We start from the raw sequence: 17,706 nt of genomic DNA on the forward strand, positions 1-17,706 counted from the left end.
CGCGCCTATGTTGACCAGACGACTTCCTCCGACCGTTGAGCCCTACCGGGCAGCGGCTAACCAAGAAATGATCGAGGGGCTCGTTGACCTCGAGGCGCTGGTACGCCTGAAAGACGAGATCGGACAGCAGCAGGGTAACGCCGTCGTCAAGTTGCAATTCGACGTCGACACGCAGCGACGTCATCTGATCGATGGGGAGCTGGAAGCGGACCTGATGGTGCCGTGCCGGCGGTGCCTGCAGCCGATGCCGGTATCCGTTGCAAGTCACTTCAAACTGGCCATCGTCAGTGACGATGCGTTGGCGGCGGAGGTTCCCGGCGATTACGAGCCGGTGCTGGTCAATGGTGAACAGCTTGACCTGCTGGGGGCGATCGAGGATGAGTTGATTCTCAGCTTGCCTCAGGTGGTCTATCACGAGGAAGCGGACTGTGCGATTTCTCGTGAGCAAATGAGCAGCGGTGATGCCCCGGTCGAAAAGGTCTCCCGCCCTGACAGTCCCTTCGACGTCTTGAAGTCGTTGAAGGGAAAATTCTGAACCCGAAAGACATTGACGTTGGAGTCATATCATGGCCGTTCAACAAAACCGTAAAACCCGTTCCAAGCGTGGCATGCGTCGTGCACACGATGCCCTGACCTCTCCGGCCCTGTCGCAGGATCAGGAAACCGGTACCACGCATCTGCGTCACCACGTTGCGCCGGACGGCTACTATCGTGGTCGCAAGGTCATCGACGTTTAACGAGACCTCAGGCGTTTCGTAAGGCAATGCGCATCGCCATCGATGCCATGGGCGGGGACTTCGGTCCCCGCGCCACTATGGGTGGTCTGTTCCTGGCGTTGGCCCGCCATTCTGATCTCGAGCCTTCAGTGTTCGGTCCGCAGGCGGAGCTTCGTGCTCTGGTGTCGGAGCTGGCCAAGGCCTCGGGAGATTCCTCCGTCGCCAGGCGCATCAGATTGGTGGACGCACCGCGGGTCGTGCTGCAATCCACGCCGCCGATGGAAGCCTTCGATGACCCCGCTGCAACCAGTCTGTACGGCATGCTCCAAGCCGTGCGTGAGCGTCAGGTAGAGGCGGGTATTACCTCCGGCAATACCGGTGCGCTGGTCGCGCTGGCTCGGCGCGAGCTGGGTACGGTTCCCGGTATCTCGCGACCTGCCATCAGCACGGCTGTGCCGACGCGAAAGGGAGGGCGCTGCTATCTGCTCGATCTGGGTGCCAGCGTCGATGTGCATGCTCGCCATCTCGTCGATTTCGCCCATATGGGAGCCCTGATGGCGCGCGTCGTCGACGGCGTCGCGGTGCCCAGGGTGGCGTTGCTGAATGTCGGCGTCGAGGCGAGCAAGGGCGTGGCTCGTGTGCGTGAAGCCGACGCGCTGCTGAAATCGCGCGGTGGCAGCGATTTCGAGTACATCGGGTATCTGGAGGGCGATGGCATCTTTTCCGGTCTCGCCGATGTCGTGGTTTGCGACGGCTTCGTCGGGAATGCCGTGCTCAAGGCCAGCGAAGGGGTGGCCCAGATGCTGCTCAAGCGCCTCCAGGAGACTTTCGAGTCCCACTGGTCGACGCGCCTGGTCACGGCCTTGGCGAAGCCGGCGTTGATGAGGCTCAAGGCGCAGCTGGATCCGGTGCGACATAATGGCGCCAGTCTGCTGGGGCTGAATCGCATCGTGGTGAAAAGTCACGGTAATGCCAGTGCCCAGGCTTTTGCCTTCGCCATTGATCGAGCAATACGAGAAGTCGAGGTCGGGCTGCCGGATCATTTCCGCGCCGCGTGGTCTCATGACGCAGCGACGCCTGTTATCTCGTCGACCGTTACCGGCGGCCGAGTGGATAGCGGGTCTCGCGATACGACGAGATCCGACGATCCATCATTTCAAGGGTGAGCGCGATGACGCAATCACTGGCTTTGGTCTTTCCGGGGCAAGGCTCTCAGCAGATCGGAATGCTGCGAGAACTTGCCGAACGTTACAGCGTCGTGCGCACGACATTCGATGAAGCATCGGAAGCGCTGGGCTACGATCTCTGGCATGTCGTTCAGGACGGTCCCGAAGAGAAGCTTAATGCAACCGCTTGTACGCAACCCGCGCTGCTGACTGCCAGTGTGGCGATCTGGCGCGTCTGGCAGGAGCTCGAGGGGCCTCGTCCCAGCATGATGGCGGGTCACAGTCTGGGTGAGTACAGCGCCATGGTCTGTTCCGGTGCGCTGGGCTTCGCCGAGGGCGTGAGGCTGGTTCGCTTGCGTGGCGAAGCGATGCAGCAGGCGGTGCCGGCCGGTGTGGGTGCAATGGCGGCGGTTCTGGGCCTGGACGACGCGGCGGTGGAAGTGGCCTGCCGGGACGCGGCGCAGTCGGAAGTGGTTTCCGCGGTGAACTACAATTCACCCGGCCAGGTCGTCATCGCCGGTCATCAGGGTGCTGTCAATCGGGCGATTGCCCTGTGTCAGGAGGCGGGCGCCAAGCGCGCGCTGCCGCTACCGGTGTCGGTACCGTCGCACTGTGCCTTGATGCAGCCGGCGGCCGAGAAGGTCGAGCAGGCGATGACTGAGATCGAATTCAGGCTGCCACGCTACGCTGTCTATCAGAACGTCAACGGGCAGGTGCCGGCGACGACCGAGCTGCTCCAGCAGCGTCTGGTCGAACAGCTCTACCGTCCGGTGCGATGGACTGATTGTGTCAATGCCATGTTCGAAGATGGCGCTACCGTTTTCATCGAGTGCGGCCCGGGCAAGGTCCTGACGGGATTGAACAAACGTATCCAGCGCCAGGCCAAGGGTCTCGCCGTCAATGACCCCGATACACTGGCGTCGGCGCTCGAACTGGCGCGTGATGCGCTGGATGTACAAGAGCCTTAGAGGATGGATGACATCATGACCGAACGTAGAGTCGCACTGGTCACGGGCGCGAGCCGGGGAATCGGTCGCGCGGTCGCGCACGAGCTGGGGCGTCAGGGGCGCATCGTCATTGCCACGGCAACCAGTGAAGAGGGCGCAGGCAGGATCGATGACGATCTCAAGGCTCAGGGTATCGAGGGGCTGGGACTCGCCCTGAATGTCACGGATCAGGCCAGTATCGAGGCGGTGTTCAAGCGCATCACCGAAACCTTCGAGGCGCCCACCATTCTGGTCAACAATGCCGGCATCACTCGTGACAATCTGCTGATGCGGATGAAGGAAAGCGAGTGGGATGATGTGCTCGATACCAACCTGAAGTCGGTCTACCGTGTTTCCAAGGCCAGCCTCAGGGGCATGACGCGGGCACGCTTCGGTCGCATCGTCAACGTCAGTTCCGTCGTCGCGATGATGGGCAATCTGGGCCAGGCCAACTATGCTGCCGCCAAGGCCGGCATGGAGGGCTTCACGCGAGCACTGGCGAGAGAAGTGGCCTCGAGGGCGATCACGGTCAATGCCGTGGCGCCTGGGTTTATCGATACCGATATGACGCAATCCTTGCCGGAAGCGCAGCGCGACGCGCTACTGGCGCAGATTCCCTTGGCGCGTCTCGGGCAGCCCGCGGAAATCGCCGCCGCCATCGGGTTTCTCACCAGCGATGCTGCCGGGTATATTACTGGCGAAACGCTGCAGGTTAACGGCGGCATGAACATGCGGTAATCCTCCCGCGACGCGGGTTGCGTCGTTCGGGGGCGGTCTATAAACTACCCGCAGCTTTTTAGCTGGCGGATTCGTACCACTAGGAGTAACGACATAATGAGCACCATCGAAGAGCGCGTGAAGAAGGTTGTTGCCGAACGCCTGAACGTCAAGGAAGAGGATATTCAGAACTCCTCATCCTTCACCGAAGACCTCGGCGCGGATTCGCTGGATACCGTCGAACTGGTGATGGCGCTCGAAGAGGAATTCGACACCGAAATTCCCGACGAAGAAGCAGAAAAGATCACTACCGTTCAGGAAGCGATCGACTACATCGTCGCTCACCAGTAAGCCTTACGCTCTCCGCTGATGCGGAGAGTTCAAGCTGGCTGAAAGCGCCGATGTCCGGAAAGCCGCTCTCATGGAGAGCGGCTTTCTGCATTTCAGCGAAGGGTTTTCGAGCTCCCGCTGGAGGTAGGTCGCGAAAGTCAAAGTCCTGGCTTGCGACGCCCATCTCGGGGGTTGTTCAGGTATAATTCGCGCCAGTCGGGCCCAGATGGAGCCGCGATCTCGTGATGCAATGGCCAAGGCCGACCTTCACGGGCGCGCCTCCAGTGGCCATCAGGAAGTTCGGAGGAGATTCGATGCCGCGCAGAAGAGTGGTGGTGACCGGGCTGGGGTTGGTAACGCCAGTCGGTAACACGGTCGAGGAGAGCTGGGAGAGCCTTCTCGCAGGAAAGAGTGGCATCTCGCCGATCGAGCATTTCGATACGACCGGGTTCAATACCCGGTTCGGCGGTGCGGTCAAGGACTTCGATATCGGCGAGTATCTCAATCCCAAGGATGCTCGCAAAATGGATCTGTTCATCCAGTACGGTGTCGCCGCGGCGACCCAGGCGATGCGCAATTCCGGTATCGAGTGTACCGAGGAAAACGCGCATCGGATCGGCGTGGCGATCGGTTCGGGAATCGGCGGACTACCGATGATCGAGCGCAATCACGATTCGCTCAACAAGGGTGGGCCTCGCCGAATTTCGCCGTTCTTCGTGCCCGGTTCGATCATCAACATGATCTCCGGCAGTCTGGCCATACAGCATGGCTTCAAAGGGCCGAATATCGCGATTACCACAGCTTGCACGACGGGTACGCACAACATCGGCTACAGCGCGCGAACGATCGCCTACGGCGATGCTGACGTGATGTTCTGCGGGGGTGCCGAGATGGCGACCACGCCCCTCGGGCTGGGTGGTTTCTCGGCGGCCCGGGCACTTTCCACGCGTAATGACGACCCGCAGGCAGCCAGTCGGCCCTGGGATCGCGATCGCGACGGGTTCGTGCTGTCGGATGGGGCCGGTGTCATGGTGCTGGAGGAGTACGAGCACGCCAAGCGCCGTGGTGCGACCATCTTCGCCGAGCTGACCGGCTTCGGCATGAGCGACGACGCCTTCCACATGACCTCGCCTCCCGAAGATGGCAATGGCGCGGCGGCCTCGATGACCAATGCCATTCGTGATGCCGGAATCGATCCATCCGATATCCAGTACATCAACGCCCACGGAACCTCGACGTCAGCGGGTGATGTGGCGGAAAGTCGGGCGGTGGAGCGGGTCATGGGGAGTGCTGCCGATCGGGTCGCGGTCAGTTCGACCAAGTCGATGATCGGTCATCTTCTGGGCGCCGCGGGCGCCGTCGAGGCGATCTTCTGCGTGCTGGCGATTCGGGACCAGATCGCGCCGCCCACGATCAACCTCGACAATCCCGATGAGGGTTGCGTGCTGGACTACGTGCCCAACACCGCTCGGCAAATGCCGATCAGCACGACGCTATCGAACTCCTTCGGGTTCGGCGGCACCAACGGTTCGCTGATCTTCTCACGGGTCTGAATCGACGATGCGTGATGCCAAGCTGCCGATCGACGACCGGGGTCTTGCCTACGGCGACGGCCTGTTCGAAACCGTGCTAGTACGGGATGGGCAGCCGTTGCTGTGGGATTATCACATGGCGCGTCTTGACGAAGGGGTCGAACGGCTATCGCTGCCGCGACCGGATTTCACGGCTTTCGACGCGCTGCCGGCGCAGTGCGGACCGGGCCTTCAGGTTCTCAAGCTGATGCTGACCCGTGGTAGTGGTGGACGGGGATACCGTCCGCCCGAGCCAGGCGAGCTGCGCTGGCGCTGGACCGCCTCGCCGTTTCAGCCGTCCCCCGAGCGCTGGTTCGAGGGTGTCGCCGTGCGTTGCTGCGAACTTCGCCTGGGCATTCAACCCCGTCTGGCCGGCATCAAGCATCTCGCTCGACTGGAAAATGTGCTGGCCCGGCAGGAGTGGCAGGACGATTCGATCGCCGAAGGACTGCTGTGTGATAGTCACGGCGACCTGGTCGAAGCCACGACCATGAACCTGATCTGGCTCCGGCGCGGTCGGCTCGAGACCCCGCTACTGGATCGCAGTGGCGTCCGAGGCACGCTGTTGAGTGCGCTGGATGACGCCGTCGAGTTGCACTGGGTGCGAGAAGATCTGGACACCTTGCTGGAAGCGGACGCGGCCTGGCTGCTCAACAGCGTCCAGGGCGTCTGGCCCATTCGGCGGCTCGATGATGCCTGTGGAAACCCTCTCAAACAGTGGCCACCAGCGGTCGATTGCGCGATCCAGAGGATTGCCCACCGACGCCTGGGTTACCCGCTGAATCCTGGTGACTGAGCCAGTATCTTGCTGGGGCGCGCCACGAGGCGGATACCCGGCAACTAAGGATGAACATGCGTGTCCTCAAAATTCTGATCGTGCTGTTGCTGCTCGCCACGGTTGTGGTGTTCGGCGGATTTCACTACTGGCAGAAGCAGCTCGATGCCCCGATTGCGCTCGAGGAACGGACGGTTTACGAAGTCCCGCAGGGTGCCGCTTTCAATCGCGTCATTCGCGATCTTGAAAGTCAGGGCATCATCGAGGCGGCCTGGCCCTACCGAATTCTGGCGCGCATCGCCCCCAAGGCGACCCAGGGACTCCGCGCCGGCGAGTTCGAAATCGACCCGGGGATGAATGGTCGTCAGCTGATCGCGCATCTCTCCAGCGATCAGGTGGTGACCTACCGGCTGACGGTGCCGGAAGGCTGGACGTTCAAGCAGATGCGCCGGTTGCTGGACCGGGCGCCGAAGCTCGAGCACCGAACTCGAGAGATGAGTGACGAGGAGGTCATGGCGGCGCTCGGTCACGCCGGGACCTACCCCGAGGGCCAGTTCTTCCCCGACACCTATCGTTACCACAAGGGCGTCACCGATACCGAACTGCTGCGCCGGGCGTACGACCGCATGCAGCAGACGCTGAAAACGGTATGGGACGAGCGTGACGACGATCTGCCGATCGACTCGTCGTACCAGGCACTGATTCTGGCCTCGTTGATCGAGCGGGAAACCGGCGTTGCCACAGAGCGAAAACAGATTGCCGGCGTCTTCACGCGACGGCTGGAGAAAGGCATGCGCCTGCAGACGGACCCGACCGTCATCTACGGCATGGGCGACAGCTATGTCGGCAACATCACGCGTGCCGACCTGCAGCGCCAGAATGCCTACAATACCTACGTCATCGAAGGCTTGCCGCCGACGCCGATTGCCATGCCGGGGCTGGGATCGCTCGAAGCGGCCGTGCATCCTGCCGATGGCGACACGCTCTATTTCGTGGCCAAGGGTGATGGCTCGCATCAGTTTTCGCGGACGCTGCAGGAACATAACGCGGCGGTTCGTCGCTACATCCTGAATCGAGATTGAGATCGCGGGCTTGTTCCCACGAAAATCGACCATACCGACGAGACGACACCGCATGAGCGCAGGCGATATCGAACGGCAGAGCGGGCGCTTCATCACGCTGGAAGGTGGGGAAGGCGTCGGCAAGACGACCAACGTCGGCTTCGTCTGTGACTGGCTGACGGCGCGGGGCATCGAGGTCGTGCGTACTCGGGAGCCCGGTGGTACGCCGGGCGCCGAAGCGATCCGCGAGCTGCTGCTGGATCCATCACGGGAAGAGGCGTGGAGCGACGACGCCGAGCTGCTGCTGGTGTTTGCCGCTCGTGCCCAGCATCTTGCCGAACGTATCCGGCCGGCGCTCGACCGCGGTGCCTGGGTCGTCTGTGACCGGTTTACCGATGCCACCTTCGCTTATCAGGGTGGCGGTCGCGGGCTGGACTTCGAGCGTATTCGAACGCTGGAAACGCTGGTTCAGAACGGGTTGCAGCCCGATCTCACGCTGCTGCTCGACGTGCCGATCAGTGTCGCCGCACAGCGTGTCGCGCGCCGCGGTGCCCAGCTCGACCGCTTCGAGCGCGAGCGTGAAACATTTTTCGAAGCCGTGCGCGCGGCATACTTGGCGCGAGCCGATTCGCACGACCGATTCGCCATCATCGATGCCTCGCCGGAACTGGCAGCGGTTCAACAAGCCATCGAGCAGTGCCTGAGCGAGAGGGTGGCCGCATGGCTGTGACGCCGCTGCCGTGGCAGCTCGATCGCTGGCGACAGCTGATCGAGCTGCAGGATAGCGGCCGTCTCCCGCATGCCTTGCTGCTTTCCGGCCCACGCGGCGTCGGCAAGCAGCCACTCGTTGATGCGCTGATCGCAAGAACGTTGTGCCGTGTACCCGGCGAGGTCGCCTGTGGCGAATGTCACGGCTGCCGCATGCTGGCGGCGGGCTATCATCCCGATCTGATCAGCGTGGCGCCGACGGAAAAGTCGCGCCAGATCCGCGTCGATGCGATTCGACAGGTCAACGGCTTCGTCTCCCAGACGGCGCAGCAGGGCGGCTATCGGGTGATCCGTATCGAGCCGGCCGAGGCGATGAATGTCGCGGCATCGAATGCGTTGCTGAAGAGCCTCGAGGAGCCGGGCGAGCGGACGCTTTTCATCCTGGTCTCCGACGTACCTTCGCGGCTGCTGGCGACGATTCGCTCGCGCTGTCAGCACTGGAGCTTCGCGGTGCCGTCTTTGGAAGCGGCCGAACCCTGGCTGCGTGAACGCCTGGGTGACGGGGAAGACGCGCATTTCTGGCTGCGTGTTGCCGGTGGCCTGCCGCTGCTGGCCGAAGAACTGGCGGGTGCCGATGCCCGAAATCTGCGTCAGGATCTGCGGGAGCTCTTCGATGCGCTGGTGCGCGGCGGCGAGCCCGTGGGGGAAGCCGCAAGACTCGATGCGCAGGCGCTCGATCGCATATTATGGTACGGCATCGCCTGGCTGGAGGACCTCATTCGGCTCGGGTTGTCGGGCGACCCCCAGCGAGTGCGCAACAGCGATCTGCTGCCGCTCTATCGCCAGGCGGTCAAGAATGCGCGGGTCCGTGACTGGTTTCGATTGCTCGACTACGCCCGCGAGCAACGTCGCCTGCTGGCGGCCGGCGGCAATCCCAACCCGCAGCTGGTACTCGAGGCCTGGCTGGTTCGCTGGTCGGCGCTGTTGCGTTCTTGAGCTGCCGACACCGGCGCGGGACCACGGGACGTCTGTCCGTTACACACGTTGAGTCCGTTCTGTCCCTGTCGGGCGATGGCGACTGCGTTGTCACGTGACACGCCTGATCGGCTTCGCCGAACGGCTCAATCATTCTGGAAATATTCATGTTCGTCGACTCCCATTGTCATCTTGATCGTCTCGACCTGTCGCCCTATGGCGGCGATCTCGATCTGGCCCTGCAGGCGGCGCGGCATCGCGGCGTTCATCGCTTCCTGGCAATCGCGACCTCGCTGGATGGGGCGCCGAATCTGGCCGAGATCGCGCGACGTCACGACGATGTCGATATCAGCATCGGCTTGCATCCGCTGCACGAAACGGCCGCAGAGCCCGACAGCCAGGCGATACAGGCGTGTGCCGATCGCTTCGGCGCGGTCGCCATTGGCGAAACCGGGCTCGATTTTCATTACGACAGCGTGCCGCGCGAGACCCAGCGACAGCGTTTTGTCGCTCATCTGCAGGCGGCACGCGAGCTCGAGCTCCCCGTCGTCATTCATACCCGCGATGCTCGGGAAGAGACCCTGGCGCTGATTCGCGAACACGTCGATCCGAAGGTGGGTGGCGTGCTCCACTGCTTTACCGAAGATATCGATATGGCGCGAGAGGCGGTTCGGTCTGGCTTCTACATTTCGTTGTCGGGGATCGTCACGTTCGCCAGCGCCGATGCATTGCGGGCTGTCGCTCGTCAGATACCCCTGGATCGGCTGTTGATCGAGACCGACAGCCCGTTTCTCGCGCCGGTTCCCTACCGTGGCCGGTCCAACGAGCCACAGTGGGTCGTCGAGGTTGCCGAGTGCATCGCGCGCGAACGAGGCATCACGGTCGATGAAGTGGCGATGCAGACCCGCGCCAACTTCTATCAGCTGTTTCCCGGCTGCGCGCCCGGTGGTCAGGCTGACAATCCGTTCGTGTAATACCGTTCACTGGCGTGGGATGCTCCAGCTCATCCGAGGGTATCGCCACAAGGGGATCACGATGAAACTCGACACGCTGTTTCGTCAGTTCGATGCACAAGCGATGCCACCGCTCGAGCAGTGGGATCCGCCGTTCTGTGGCGATATGGATCTGGTCATCGCGGCCAATGGCGATTGGATTCACGAGGGTTTGCCGATACGGCGGCCGGCGCTGATCAACCTGTTGAGTCGAGTGCTTCGACGTGAAGCCGACGGTGACTACTATCTGGTAACGCCGGGGGAGAAACTGCGCATCGTGGTCGAGGATCTGCCGTTGCGTGTGACCGATGCCGACCGGATAAATGGCGACTGGCACGCGACGACCGCCTGCGGAGATAGTGTTCCGTTGGACGCCAGCCATCGACTGTTTCTGCTCGCCGCGCCGAATGGCGATCTGCTGCCGGCGTTGCCCATTCGTCACGGTTTGCGGGCGCGCTTGCATCGAAATCTGTTCTACCGCTGGGTCGAGCTTGCCGAGCAGCACGATGACGAGGTCGGATTGTGGAGCGGCGGTGTGTGGCACTCACTCGGCCGCCATGACGATGGCTCGACATGACCGATAGGGCCCCTTCGACTTTGCCCGACGTCGCCACTGCCGACGGTTTGACTGCCGAGCAGCGTGCCGTCGTCGGCCATCTTGAAGGTCACGCGCGGGTCGCGGCGGTGGCCGGTGCCGGCAAGACCACGACGCTGGTGCGGCGGGTGCTTCATCTGCTCGCCAGCGGCGAAAATCCGCGCCGTATTCTGGTGCTGATGTTCAACCGCGCGGCCCGGGATGACTTCCGCGCCAAACTGACGCGGGAGGCGCCGTCGAACGTCGTGCTGCCGGAGGTGCGAACCTTTCACTCGATCGGGCATCGCCTGAGTCAGAGTCTGACGCGCTGGGGCTATCTGCCGCCACGTCAATTGCTGCAAGCCGACTGGCAGCGGGAGCGGCTGTTGCGCCAGGCGGTGATGCAGAGTCTGGCCTCGGCCGATAGTGAAACCCGGGAAGCGGCGCTCGATGCCGATCGGCTCGAGGCTTTCGGGCAGTTCTGCGATCTGGTGAAAGCCGAGGTCGTGACACCCGCCGAATTGTTCGAACGACTGGGCTATACCGGTGGCGAACGCCATTTCATCGATGCGTTCGATGTCGCGGAGTCGCTGCTCGAAGCCTCGGCGTCGATGACCTATGCCGATCTGCTGTATCGCCCATTGCGATGTCTCGAAAGCCACGCGGATGCCCGACGGCGGGTCGAGGGGTTCCTGGGTCACGTCATCGTCGATGAATACCAGGACATCAATGAAGCCCAACTGCGACTGCTCAGGGTTCTCGCTGGTCATCAGGCGCAGGTCATGGCGGTGGGCGATGCCAACCAGTGCATCTACGAGTGGCGCGGCGCTCGGCCCGATGCGATGCTGGCGCGCTTCGACGGATTGTTCGGTCGGGCCAGCGAATATCCGCTTTCATTCACGTTTCGCCATGGCCACGCCCTGGCATTGGCGGCCAATCACGCCATTCGCAACAATCGCCAGCGTTGGGATCAGCTCTGCCTGGCGGCGCCCGGGAATCCGCTGACGCAGCTTCGAACCGGCGTCGGCGCCAGTGCCCTGCTGGAGGCGTTGCAGCGCTGGCACGCCGATGGCCGGCGAACCGATGAAGCTTGCGTACTGGTGCGCAGCTGGTCGTTGTCGGTCTCTGTCCAGCTTCAGCTGTTGCGTGCCGGCGTCCCGTTTCGACTGGCGCAGGAGGAACGCTTCGTGTTCCGGCTACCGCTGGTTCAGGCATTGGCGGGCTATCTCCAGCTGGCCCGTGAACCGCAACGGCTGCAGGATCCGGCCCACCTGACCCTGCTGTTCTCGCAGCCGACCACCTTCGTTGCCCTGGAGCGGGTACGTCGGCTGGTCGAGGAGCTCGCGCGTACGCAGCAATGGCCGGCGCGCGAGGCCACGGTGCTGGCCGGGCTCAAACCCGGACAGCGCCGTCATCTCAAGCGTCGCTGGCAACTTCTGTGTGAACTACCCAAACTGGCCGCGTGGCCTCCTGCCAAGCTGCTCGAGCATGTCGTCGATGCCATCGATGCCGAGAAGGTTCTGCGTCGATCGGCGGCGCGGCGGGAGAAGGGCGACGACGACGTGCGTCTGCTCGACGTGCTGATCGAGCAGGCCGGCGAGCTCGCAAGCGATCCCGATGCGTTCATCGAGCTGTTGCGCAATCCGGTGGAGAATCGGCCCGACGGGGTCTTGATCAGCACGGTGCACGGCGCCAAGGGGCTGGAGTGGCCGCTGGTGGCGGTGTGGGGCCTGAACGAAGAGGATTTTCCCCATTTCAGCCGGGATAATCCGCTCTCCCCGGAGCGACTGGAGGAGGAGCGCCGGCTCTATTACGTCGCCATCACCCGAGCCCGTGAGCAGCTACTGCTGGTTCAGGACGGGGGCGACCATCGGCCGAGTCGCTTTCTCGAAGAGACGGCAGTGGAGGACTGCCGTCGAATCGATCTGGCGATCCGAGGCGATCGCGAGGTCGCCGTGGCGGTCCGTGAGCCGGAAATGATAGGTACCTATCTGGAACGTATTGGTCGGGAGTGCAGCGACCTGGAGCACCTTGGCCAGGACGTCAAGCTTCATGCCCGACAACCGGAGAGGTCCTTCACGGCGCCGGACGCGGATGCCGGTTCGAGTTCCGGCGCGCCTTGGCAGGTCGGGGATCGAGTGCGGCATGCCAGTTTCGGTGATGGCGAAGTTCTGGTCGTCGAGGGTAACGACGCCAACCCGGTCATCGATGTGCGTTTTGATTCGGCCGGCCGCCGCCGATTGATCGCGGCACGAGCGCCGCTGACGAAACTGTCCTGATCAGCCAGACTGTGACTTTCGAGCGATGCTCTTTCAGGAGCCGACCATGAATCGATCCGTTCTCGTAACGGCAGAAGAACTTCAGCAGAGCCTGACAGGCGAGCGGCCACCGCTGGTGTTCGACTGCCGCGTTTTTCGTGGCGGCGAGCAGCCCGGCGACCGTCTGTACCTCCCGGCAAGCGTTCCTCTATCTCTCGAGGAAGACCTTTCTGCCGAGCCGGGGGCGGGCGGTCGGCATCCGCTGCCTTCCCGCGATGAATTCACGGTGACACTGCAGTCCATGGGTGTGACGCCGGGGCGACCCATCGTGGTCTACGATGACAGCGGCGGTCAGCTGGCCGCCGCGCGAGCCTGGTGGATGATCGCCTGTTGGGCGGGCCATCCCGAGGTGCGCGTGCTGGACGGAGGCGTTGCTGCATGGCAGATGGCGGGCGAGGAGCTGGTGACAACGCCAGCCACGCCCGGAGCGCCGAGCCGTTGGGTTCCCTCGTTCGATGATGAGGCGCTGGTGTCGGCGGATCTGCTTGCGGAAAAAGGCGGGCAACTGGTGGACGCCAGAGCCATGTCGCGCTTTCGCGGACTCGAAGAACCGCTGGACCCCATCGCGGGGCACATTCCGGGAGCGGTGTGTCGTCCCTGCGCGGAAAATCTCGAGGCATCGGGGCAGTTCAAGCCGCCTCGCCAGCTAGCCAACGAGCTACCCAAAGCCGATCGGCTGACGGCGTACTGCGGCTCCGGCGTTACCGCCTGCCATAACATCCTTGCCTATGCCGTCGCAGGCCTGCCGCTGCCGCGCCTCTACCCGGGCTCCTGGAGCGAGTGGATTCGGGATTCGGCGAGACCGATCGCGACCGGCGATGCCTAGCACCGCCGATCCGGCCTGAAGGATGTTCGGCGCTGATGCGCCATTACATGTTGGGATAGTTGGGCCCGCCGCCGCCCTCCGGCGCCACCCAGGTAATGTTCTGGGACGGATCCTTGATATCGCAGGTCTTGCAGTGGATGCAGTTCTGGAAGTTGATCCGGAACTGCGGTTTTCCCGCTTCCTCGACCACTTCATAGACCCCGACCGGACAATAGCGCTGCGCAGGCTCGGCGTATGCCGGCAGGTTTTTCTCGATCGGAGTATCGGGATCGCTGAGCTTGAGGTGGCAGGGCTGGTTCTCGTCGTGATTGGTATTCGACAGAAAAACCGACGACGGTTTGTCGAAGGAGAGCTTGCCGTCCGGTTTGGGATAGTCGATCGGCGACGATTCCGCGGCAGTATTCAGCTGATGATCCGGCGTGGTGTCGCGCTGGACCGGTAACTTCCCGCCCAGCCACTGATCGATGAGATTGAAAGCGCCACCGCCGACGGTACCGAACTTGTGGATCGCTGGACCGAAGCTGCGGCTGGCTTGCAGCTCCTGCCATGCCCAGCTCGCCTCCCAGGCTTGAGTGAAGTCGGTAAGCTCCTTGCCGCCCGCGTCGCCGGCGGCAATCGCCGCGAATACCGTTTCCGCTGCGATCAGCCCGGACTTCATCGCCGTGTGAATGCCCTTGATCTTGGCGAAGTTGAGCGTGCCGGCATCGCAGCCGAGCAGCAGGCCGCCCGGCATCGTCATCCTGGGCAGGCAGTTGGCGCCGCCCTTGGTGATCGCACGAGCGCCGTAGGCCACTCGCTTGCCGCCCTCGAGCTGACGTTTCAGCAGCGGGTGGTGCTTCATGCGCTGGAATTCGTCGAAAGGCGAAAGATAAGGGTTGCGATAGGCCAGATCGACGATCAGCCCCACCATGACCTGTTGATTGTCGCCATGGTAGAGAAACCAGCCGCCGTGGCTGTCGCGGCCATGATTTCTGTCATTCAAGGGCCAGCCGGAACCGTGCAGGACCAGACCTGGCTCGTGCTGTTCGGCGGGCACATCCCAAAGCTCCTTGAAGCCGATGGCGTAGTGCTGCGGATCGCGACCGGCATCGAGCTCGAAGCGGGCGATCAGCTGCTTGCCGATATGACCGCGGGCCCCTTCGCAGAACAGCGTGTACCTGGCGCGTAACTCCATGCCGGGCATGTAGTTGGCGGTTTCGCTACCGTCGGCGGCGACGCCCATGTCGCCGGTGATGATGCCGCGTACGACGCCCGCGTCATCGACGATCGCTTCCTGCGCGGCAAAGCCTGGGAATATCTCGACCCCGAGCGCTTCGGCCTGCTCGCCCAGCCAGCGGCACAGGTTGCCGGCACTGATGACGTAGTTCCGGTCGCCGGCGCCGGTCGAGCCATCCCCGGTCGAATCAGCCCGGGCGGTGTTGTGCATCGACTTCGGCACCAGCGCGTTGGGCAGTTTCTGCGCCTTGTCGGCGTCTTTCAGCAGGTAGAGTTCATCGCGCAGCACGGGCGTGTTCAGCGGCGCGCCACGTTCGGCCCAATCCGGGAACAGCTCCGACAGCGCACGGGGTTCGAAAACGGCGCCGGAGAGGATATGGGCTCCGACTTCCGACCCCTTCTCGACCACGCAGACCGAGAACTCCCGCTCGGCCTCGTTCGCCTGTTGCATCAGGCGGCATGCCGCCGATAGCCCGCTGGGGCCTGCGCCTACGATCACGACGTCGAAATCCATGGATTCACGTTCCAAAACCCTGTCTCCTCGCTTGCTGGCAGAACGTGCGCCTTCACGTCTGCTCGGTCTGTGCGCCGGCGGCTGTTGACCGCCTTTGTTATCGCCTAACGCTGGTCAGGTGCCTGATGTTATGCCATCAGGCGCTGTTCTTATGCGAAGGTGCTGCTTCGGCAGCACCCCTCTGATGCGCTATCATCGCATTTTCGCCCAATCCTGTCCCGAAGGCGCACCATGCTGGTGCCGTGAGGAGCAGTGAGAGGGCCGAGTTGACCCAAGCCTGCGTCGGCGTGATCCTGTCTCCGCCGACGTTTTTGTTGCCTGTATCACCTCACGATGACGATCATTCACATCCCGATCGTCACTGCCGACCGAGCTCTACCGGGTCGGCCTGTCATTAGCCTGCGAGGACACCCATGAAAGTACTCGTCGCGGTCAAACGCGTCATCGATTACAACGTCAAGATCCGGGTCAAGCCGGATCACTCCGACGTGGACCTGACCAACGTCAAGATGGCCATGAATCCGTTTTGCGAGATCGCGGTGGAAGAGGCCGTCCGTCTCAAGGAGAAGGGCGTCGCCACCGAGATCGTCGCCGTTACGGTTGGCCCCAAGGCTGCCCAGGAACAGCTGCGCACGGCGCTGGCGCTGGGTGCGGATCGCGCCATCCATGTCGAGACCGATGCGCACGTCGAGTCGCTGGCGGTGGCCAAGCTGCTCAAGGGCGTGGTCGACGAAGAGAGGCCCGATCTGGTCATTCTCGGCAAGCAGGCGATCGATACCGACAACAACCAGACCGGCCAGATGCTGGCGGCACTGACCGGTATGGGGCAAGGTACTTTCGCCTCCGAGATTGCCTTCGGTGATGGCGTCGAGGAAGGCCAGGTTCGTGTCACTCGCGAGATCGATGGCGGCCTGCAGTCCATTGCGCTCAAGTTGCCGGCGGTGGTGACCACCGACCTGCGCCTGAACGAGCCACGCTATGCCAAGCTGCCGGATATCATGAAGGCCAAGAAAAAGCCGCTGGAAACCACGACGCCGGAAGCGCTGGGCGTGGCCGTGACCGGCGGCCTGACCCTGCTCAAGGTCGAGACCCCGGCCGAGCGCAAGGGCGGCGTCAAGGTGGGCTCCGTGGACGAGCTGGTCGACAAACTCAAGAACGAAGCCAAAGTGCTTTGATAGGAGCGGATCTCATGAGGACTCTGGTTCTGGCCGAACACCACGAAGGGCGCCTGGCTGCGGGCACCGCGCATGTCGTCGCTGCCGCGCGGGCCATCGGCGGTGAGGTCGACGTATTGATTGCCGGCGAGAATGTGGCAGGTGTTGCCGAGGCGGCCGCCAGGCTCGACGGCGTTTCGCGGGTACGGGTTGCCGACAACGCGGCTTACGCGCACCAGCTGGCCGAGCCGCTGGCGGATCTGCTGGTACAACTGGCCGAGGATTACAGCCATGTGCTGGCCGCAGCATCGACCGATGGCAAGAACGTGCTGCCGCGTGTCGCCGCGCTCAAGGATGTCTCTCAGATCTCCGAAATCTTGAGTGTCGAGAGTGCCGATACCTTCAAGCGCCCGATCTACGCCGGTAATGCCATCGCGACGGTGCAGTCCGGTGATTCGCTCAAGGTGATCACCGTGCGCACCACGGCATTCGACGCGGTGGGCGAAAGCGGAACGGCGACGATCGAGGCGCTGGCGTTCGTGGCCGACAGCGATCTATCGCGGTTCATCGGTGAAGAACTGGCCCACAACGAGCGACCGGAGCTGAGCGGCGCCCGCGTGGTGATCTCCGGCGGCCGTGGCATGGGCAATGGCGACAACTTCAAGCTGCTCAACGGGATTGCCGACAAGCTGGGTGCCGCCGTCGGCGCCTCGCGCGCTGCTGTCGATGCCGGCTACGTACCCAACGACATGCAGGTCGGGCAGACCGGCAAGATCGTCGCCCCCGATCTCTACATTGCGGTGGGTATCAGCGGCGCGATTCAACATCTGGCCGGCATGAAGGACTCCAAGGTGATCGTTGCGATCAACAAGGACGACGACGCGCCGATCTTCCAGGTCGCCGACTACGGTCTGGTGGGCGATCTGTTCGAGATCCTGCCCGAGCTGGAACAGAAGCTGTAACCGACGCGCTGAAGCGAGTCAGCAAGCCGGTGCCCTTGGCACCGGCTTTTTTGTGCCTCGCAGTCGTCTGACGGAGCGAACATCCGATGTCAGATGCTGAGCTATCTTATACGGATTGATAATTGTTCTTGTTTGTATTAGCGTAT

18 protein-coding genes are annotated in these 17,706 nt (G+C 63.0%); 17 read left to right on the top strand and 1 reads right to left on the bottom strand.

Features of this window, described 5'->3' with window-relative positions; genetic code table 11:
* Positions 1–67: 67 nt before the first annotated feature.
* From DOM36_RS03335 to DOM36_RS03405, 15 genes are all read left to right on the top strand, one after another.
* Entirely contained in the window at positions 68–535 is a 468-nt protein-coding gene (locus DOM36_RS03335; RefSeq protein ID WP_348626371.1) for a YceD family protein, read from the top strand.
* Positions 536–566: 31 nt separating this feature from the next.
* Positions 567–737 carry a 50S ribosomal protein L32 gene (rpmF, locus tag DOM36_RS03340; protein WP_075568877.1) on the top strand — a complete coding sequence of 57 codons (171 nt, stop codon included), beginning with the start codon at positions 567–569 and terminating at the stop codon, positions 735–737.
* A gap of 26 nt (positions 738–763) precedes the next feature.
* Complete coding sequence (gene plsX, locus DOM36_RS03345; RefSeq protein WP_110641349.1) at positions 764–1,882, top strand: phosphate acyltransferase PlsX; 1,119 nt, start codon at positions 764–766, stop codon at positions 1,880–1,882.
* A 5-nt stretch (positions 1,883–1,887) separates the two neighbouring features.
* Entirely contained in the window at positions 1,888–2,850 is a 963-nt protein-coding gene (gene fabD, locus DOM36_RS03350) for an ACP S-malonyltransferase (protein WP_110641351.1), read from the top strand.
* A 12-nt stretch (positions 2,851–2,862) separates the two neighbouring features.
* A complete protein-coding gene (gene fabG / locus DOM36_RS03355) occupies positions 2,863–3,606 on the top strand; it encodes a 3-oxoacyl-ACP reductase FabG (RefSeq protein ID WP_110641884.1) in 744 nt (247 codons plus the stop codon).
* A 96-nt stretch (positions 3,607–3,702) separates the two neighbouring features.
* The gene (gene acpP, locus DOM36_RS03360; protein WP_071233058.1) at positions 3,703–3,936 is read left to right on the top strand and encodes an acyl carrier protein; all 234 of its coding nucleotides are present in this window, start codon (positions 3,703–3,705) and stop codon (positions 3,934–3,936) included.
* A gap of 293 nt (positions 3,937–4,229) precedes the next feature.
* The gene (gene fabF / locus DOM36_RS03365) at positions 4,230–5,468 is read left to right on the top strand and encodes a beta-ketoacyl-ACP synthase II (RefSeq protein ID WP_075568874.1); all 1,239 of its coding nucleotides are present in this window, start codon (positions 4,230–4,232) and stop codon (positions 5,466–5,468) included.
* 7 nt (positions 5,469–5,475) lie between these two features.
* Positions 5,476–6,282 (top strand): aminodeoxychorismate lyase, encoded by an 807-nt coding sequence (gene pabC / locus DOM36_RS03370; protein WP_075568873.1) that lies wholly within the window; start codon positions 5,476–5,478, stop codon positions 6,280–6,282.
* Between the two features lie 50 nt (positions 6,283–6,332).
* Positions 6,333–7,343, top strand: a complete 1,011-nt coding sequence (mltG, locus tag DOM36_RS03375) for an endolytic transglycosylase MltG (protein ID WP_075568872.1) — start codon at positions 6,333–6,335, stop codon at positions 7,341–7,343.
* A 52-nt stretch (positions 7,344–7,395) separates the two neighbouring features.
* On the top strand, positions 7,396–8,052 hold the full coding sequence (gene tmk / locus DOM36_RS03380; protein WP_075568871.1) for a dTMP kinase: 657 nt from the start codon (positions 7,396–7,398) through the stop codon (positions 8,050–8,052).
* Positions 8,043–9,026 carry a DNA polymerase III subunit delta' gene (locus DOM36_RS03385; protein ID WP_075568870.1) on the top strand — a complete coding sequence of 328 codons (984 nt, stop codon included), beginning with the start codon at positions 8,043–8,045 and terminating at the stop codon, positions 9,024–9,026. The genes tmk and DOM36_RS03385 overlap by 10 nt, the downstream gene beginning before the upstream one ends.
* A 146-nt stretch (positions 9,027–9,172) precedes the next feature.
* On the top strand, positions 9,173–9,979 hold the full coding sequence (locus DOM36_RS03390; protein WP_110641353.1) for a TatD family hydrolase: 807 nt from the start codon (positions 9,173–9,175) through the stop codon (positions 9,977–9,979).
* A gap of 61 nt (positions 9,980–10,040) precedes the next feature.
* Entirely contained in the window at positions 10,041–10,574 is a 534-nt protein-coding gene (locus tag DOM36_RS03395) for a DUF1285 domain-containing protein (protein ID WP_075568868.1), read from the top strand.
* Positions 10,571–12,850, top strand: coding sequence for an ATP-dependent helicase (locus DOM36_RS03400; protein ID WP_110641355.1), 2,280 nt, complete (start codon positions 10,571–10,573; stop codon positions 12,848–12,850). The genes DOM36_RS03395 and DOM36_RS03400 overlap by 4 nt, the downstream gene beginning before the upstream one ends.
* Positions 12,851–12,896: 46 nt before the next feature.
* Entirely contained in the window at positions 12,897–13,715 is an 819-nt protein-coding gene (locus tag DOM36_RS03405; RefSeq protein ID WP_075568866.1) for a sulfurtransferase, read from the top strand.
* Between the two features lie 43 nt (positions 13,716–13,758).
* Here DOM36_RS03405 and DOM36_RS03410 read toward each other — a convergent pair whose 3' ends face one another.
* Positions 13,759–15,444 (bottom strand): electron transfer flavoprotein-ubiquinone oxidoreductase, encoded by a 1,686-nt coding sequence (locus DOM36_RS03410; protein ID WP_110641886.1) that lies wholly within the window; start codon positions 15,442–15,444, stop codon positions 13,759–13,761.
* A 413-nt stretch (positions 15,445–15,857) separates the two neighbouring features.
* On the opposite strand from DOM36_RS03410, the gene DOM36_RS03415 reads away from it, so the two are divergent.
* Together DOM36_RS03415 and DOM36_RS03420 are read left to right on the top strand one after the other, a co-directional pair.
* Positions 15,858–16,619: an electron transfer flavoprotein subunit beta/FixA family protein gene (locus tag DOM36_RS03415; RefSeq protein ID WP_075568865.1), complete on the top strand. Its 762-nt coding sequence runs from the start codon at positions 15,858–15,860 to the stop codon at positions 16,617–16,619.
* A gap of 14 nt (positions 16,620–16,633) precedes the next feature.
* Positions 16,634–17,560: an FAD-binding protein gene (locus DOM36_RS03420; RefSeq protein WP_110641357.1), complete on the top strand. Its 927-nt coding sequence runs from the start codon at positions 16,634–16,636 to the stop codon at positions 17,558–17,560.
* Positions 17,561–17,706: the final 146 nt, after the last annotated feature.

This window comes from Salinicola sp. CPA57 (assembly GCF_003206035.1).
Taxonomy (GTDB): domain Bacteria; phylum Pseudomonadota; class Gammaproteobacteria; order Pseudomonadales; family Halomonadaceae; genus Salinicola; species Salinicola socius.

Bases quoted from the DNA above. Each gene is read 5' to 3' on its own strand.
- DOM36_RS03335 (WP_348626371.1), top strand. From the start codon at position 68: ATGATCGAGGGGCTCGTTGACCTCGAGGCGCTGGTACGCCTGAAAGAC.
- DOM36_RS03420 (WP_110641357.1), top strand. From the start codon at position 16,634: ATGAGGACTCTGGTTCTGGCCGAACACCACGAAGGGCGCCTGGCTGCG.
- fabD (WP_110641351.1), top strand. From the start codon at position 1,888: ATGACGCAATCACTGGCTTTGGTCTTTCCGGGGCAAGGCTCTCAGCAG.
- DOM36_RS03410 (WP_110641886.1), bottom strand. From the start codon at position 15,444: ATGGATTTCGACGTCGTGATCGTAGGCGCAGGCCCCAGCGGGCTATCG.
- acpP (WP_071233058.1), top strand. From the start codon at position 3,703: ATGAGCACCATCGAAGAGCGCGTGAAGAAGGTTGTTGCCGAACGCCTG.
- DOM36_RS03390 (WP_110641353.1), top strand. From the start codon at position 9,173: ATGTTCGTCGACTCCCATTGTCATCTTGATCGTCTCGACCTGTCGCCC.
- DOM36_RS03405 (WP_075568866.1), top strand. From the start codon at position 12,897: ATGAATCGATCCGTTCTCGTAACGGCAGAAGAACTTCAGCAGAGCCTG.
- DOM36_RS03385 (WP_075568870.1), top strand. From the start codon at position 8,043: ATGGCTGTGACGCCGCTGCCGTGGCAGCTCGATCGCTGGCGACAGCTG.
- fabF (WP_075568874.1), top strand. From the start codon at position 4,230: ATGCCGCGCAGAAGAGTGGTGGTGACCGGGCTGGGGTTGGTAACGCCA.
- DOM36_RS03400 (WP_110641355.1), top strand. From the start codon at position 10,571: ATGACCGATAGGGCCCCTTCGACTTTGCCCGACGTCGCCACTGCCGAC.
- pabC (WP_075568873.1), top strand. From the start codon at position 5,476: ATGCGTGATGCCAAGCTGCCGATCGACGACCGGGGTCTTGCCTACGGC.
- tmk (WP_075568871.1), top strand. From the start codon at position 7,396: ATGAGCGCAGGCGATATCGAACGGCAGAGCGGGCGCTTCATCACGCTG.
- mltG (WP_075568872.1), top strand. From the start codon at position 6,333: ATGAACATGCGTGTCCTCAAAATTCTGATCGTGCTGTTGCTGCTCGCC.
- DOM36_RS03415 (WP_075568865.1), top strand. From the start codon at position 15,858: ATGAAAGTACTCGTCGCGGTCAAACGCGTCATCGATTACAACGTCAAG.
- DOM36_RS03395 (WP_075568868.1), top strand. From the start codon at position 10,041: ATGAAACTCGACACGCTGTTTCGTCAGTTCGATGCACAAGCGATGCCA.
- rpmF (WP_075568877.1), top strand. From the start codon at position 567: ATGGCCGTTCAACAAAACCGTAAAACCCGTTCCAAGCGTGGCATGCGT.
- plsX (WP_110641349.1), top strand. From the start codon at position 764: ATGCGCATCGCCATCGATGCCATGGGCGGGGACTTCGGTCCCCGCGCC.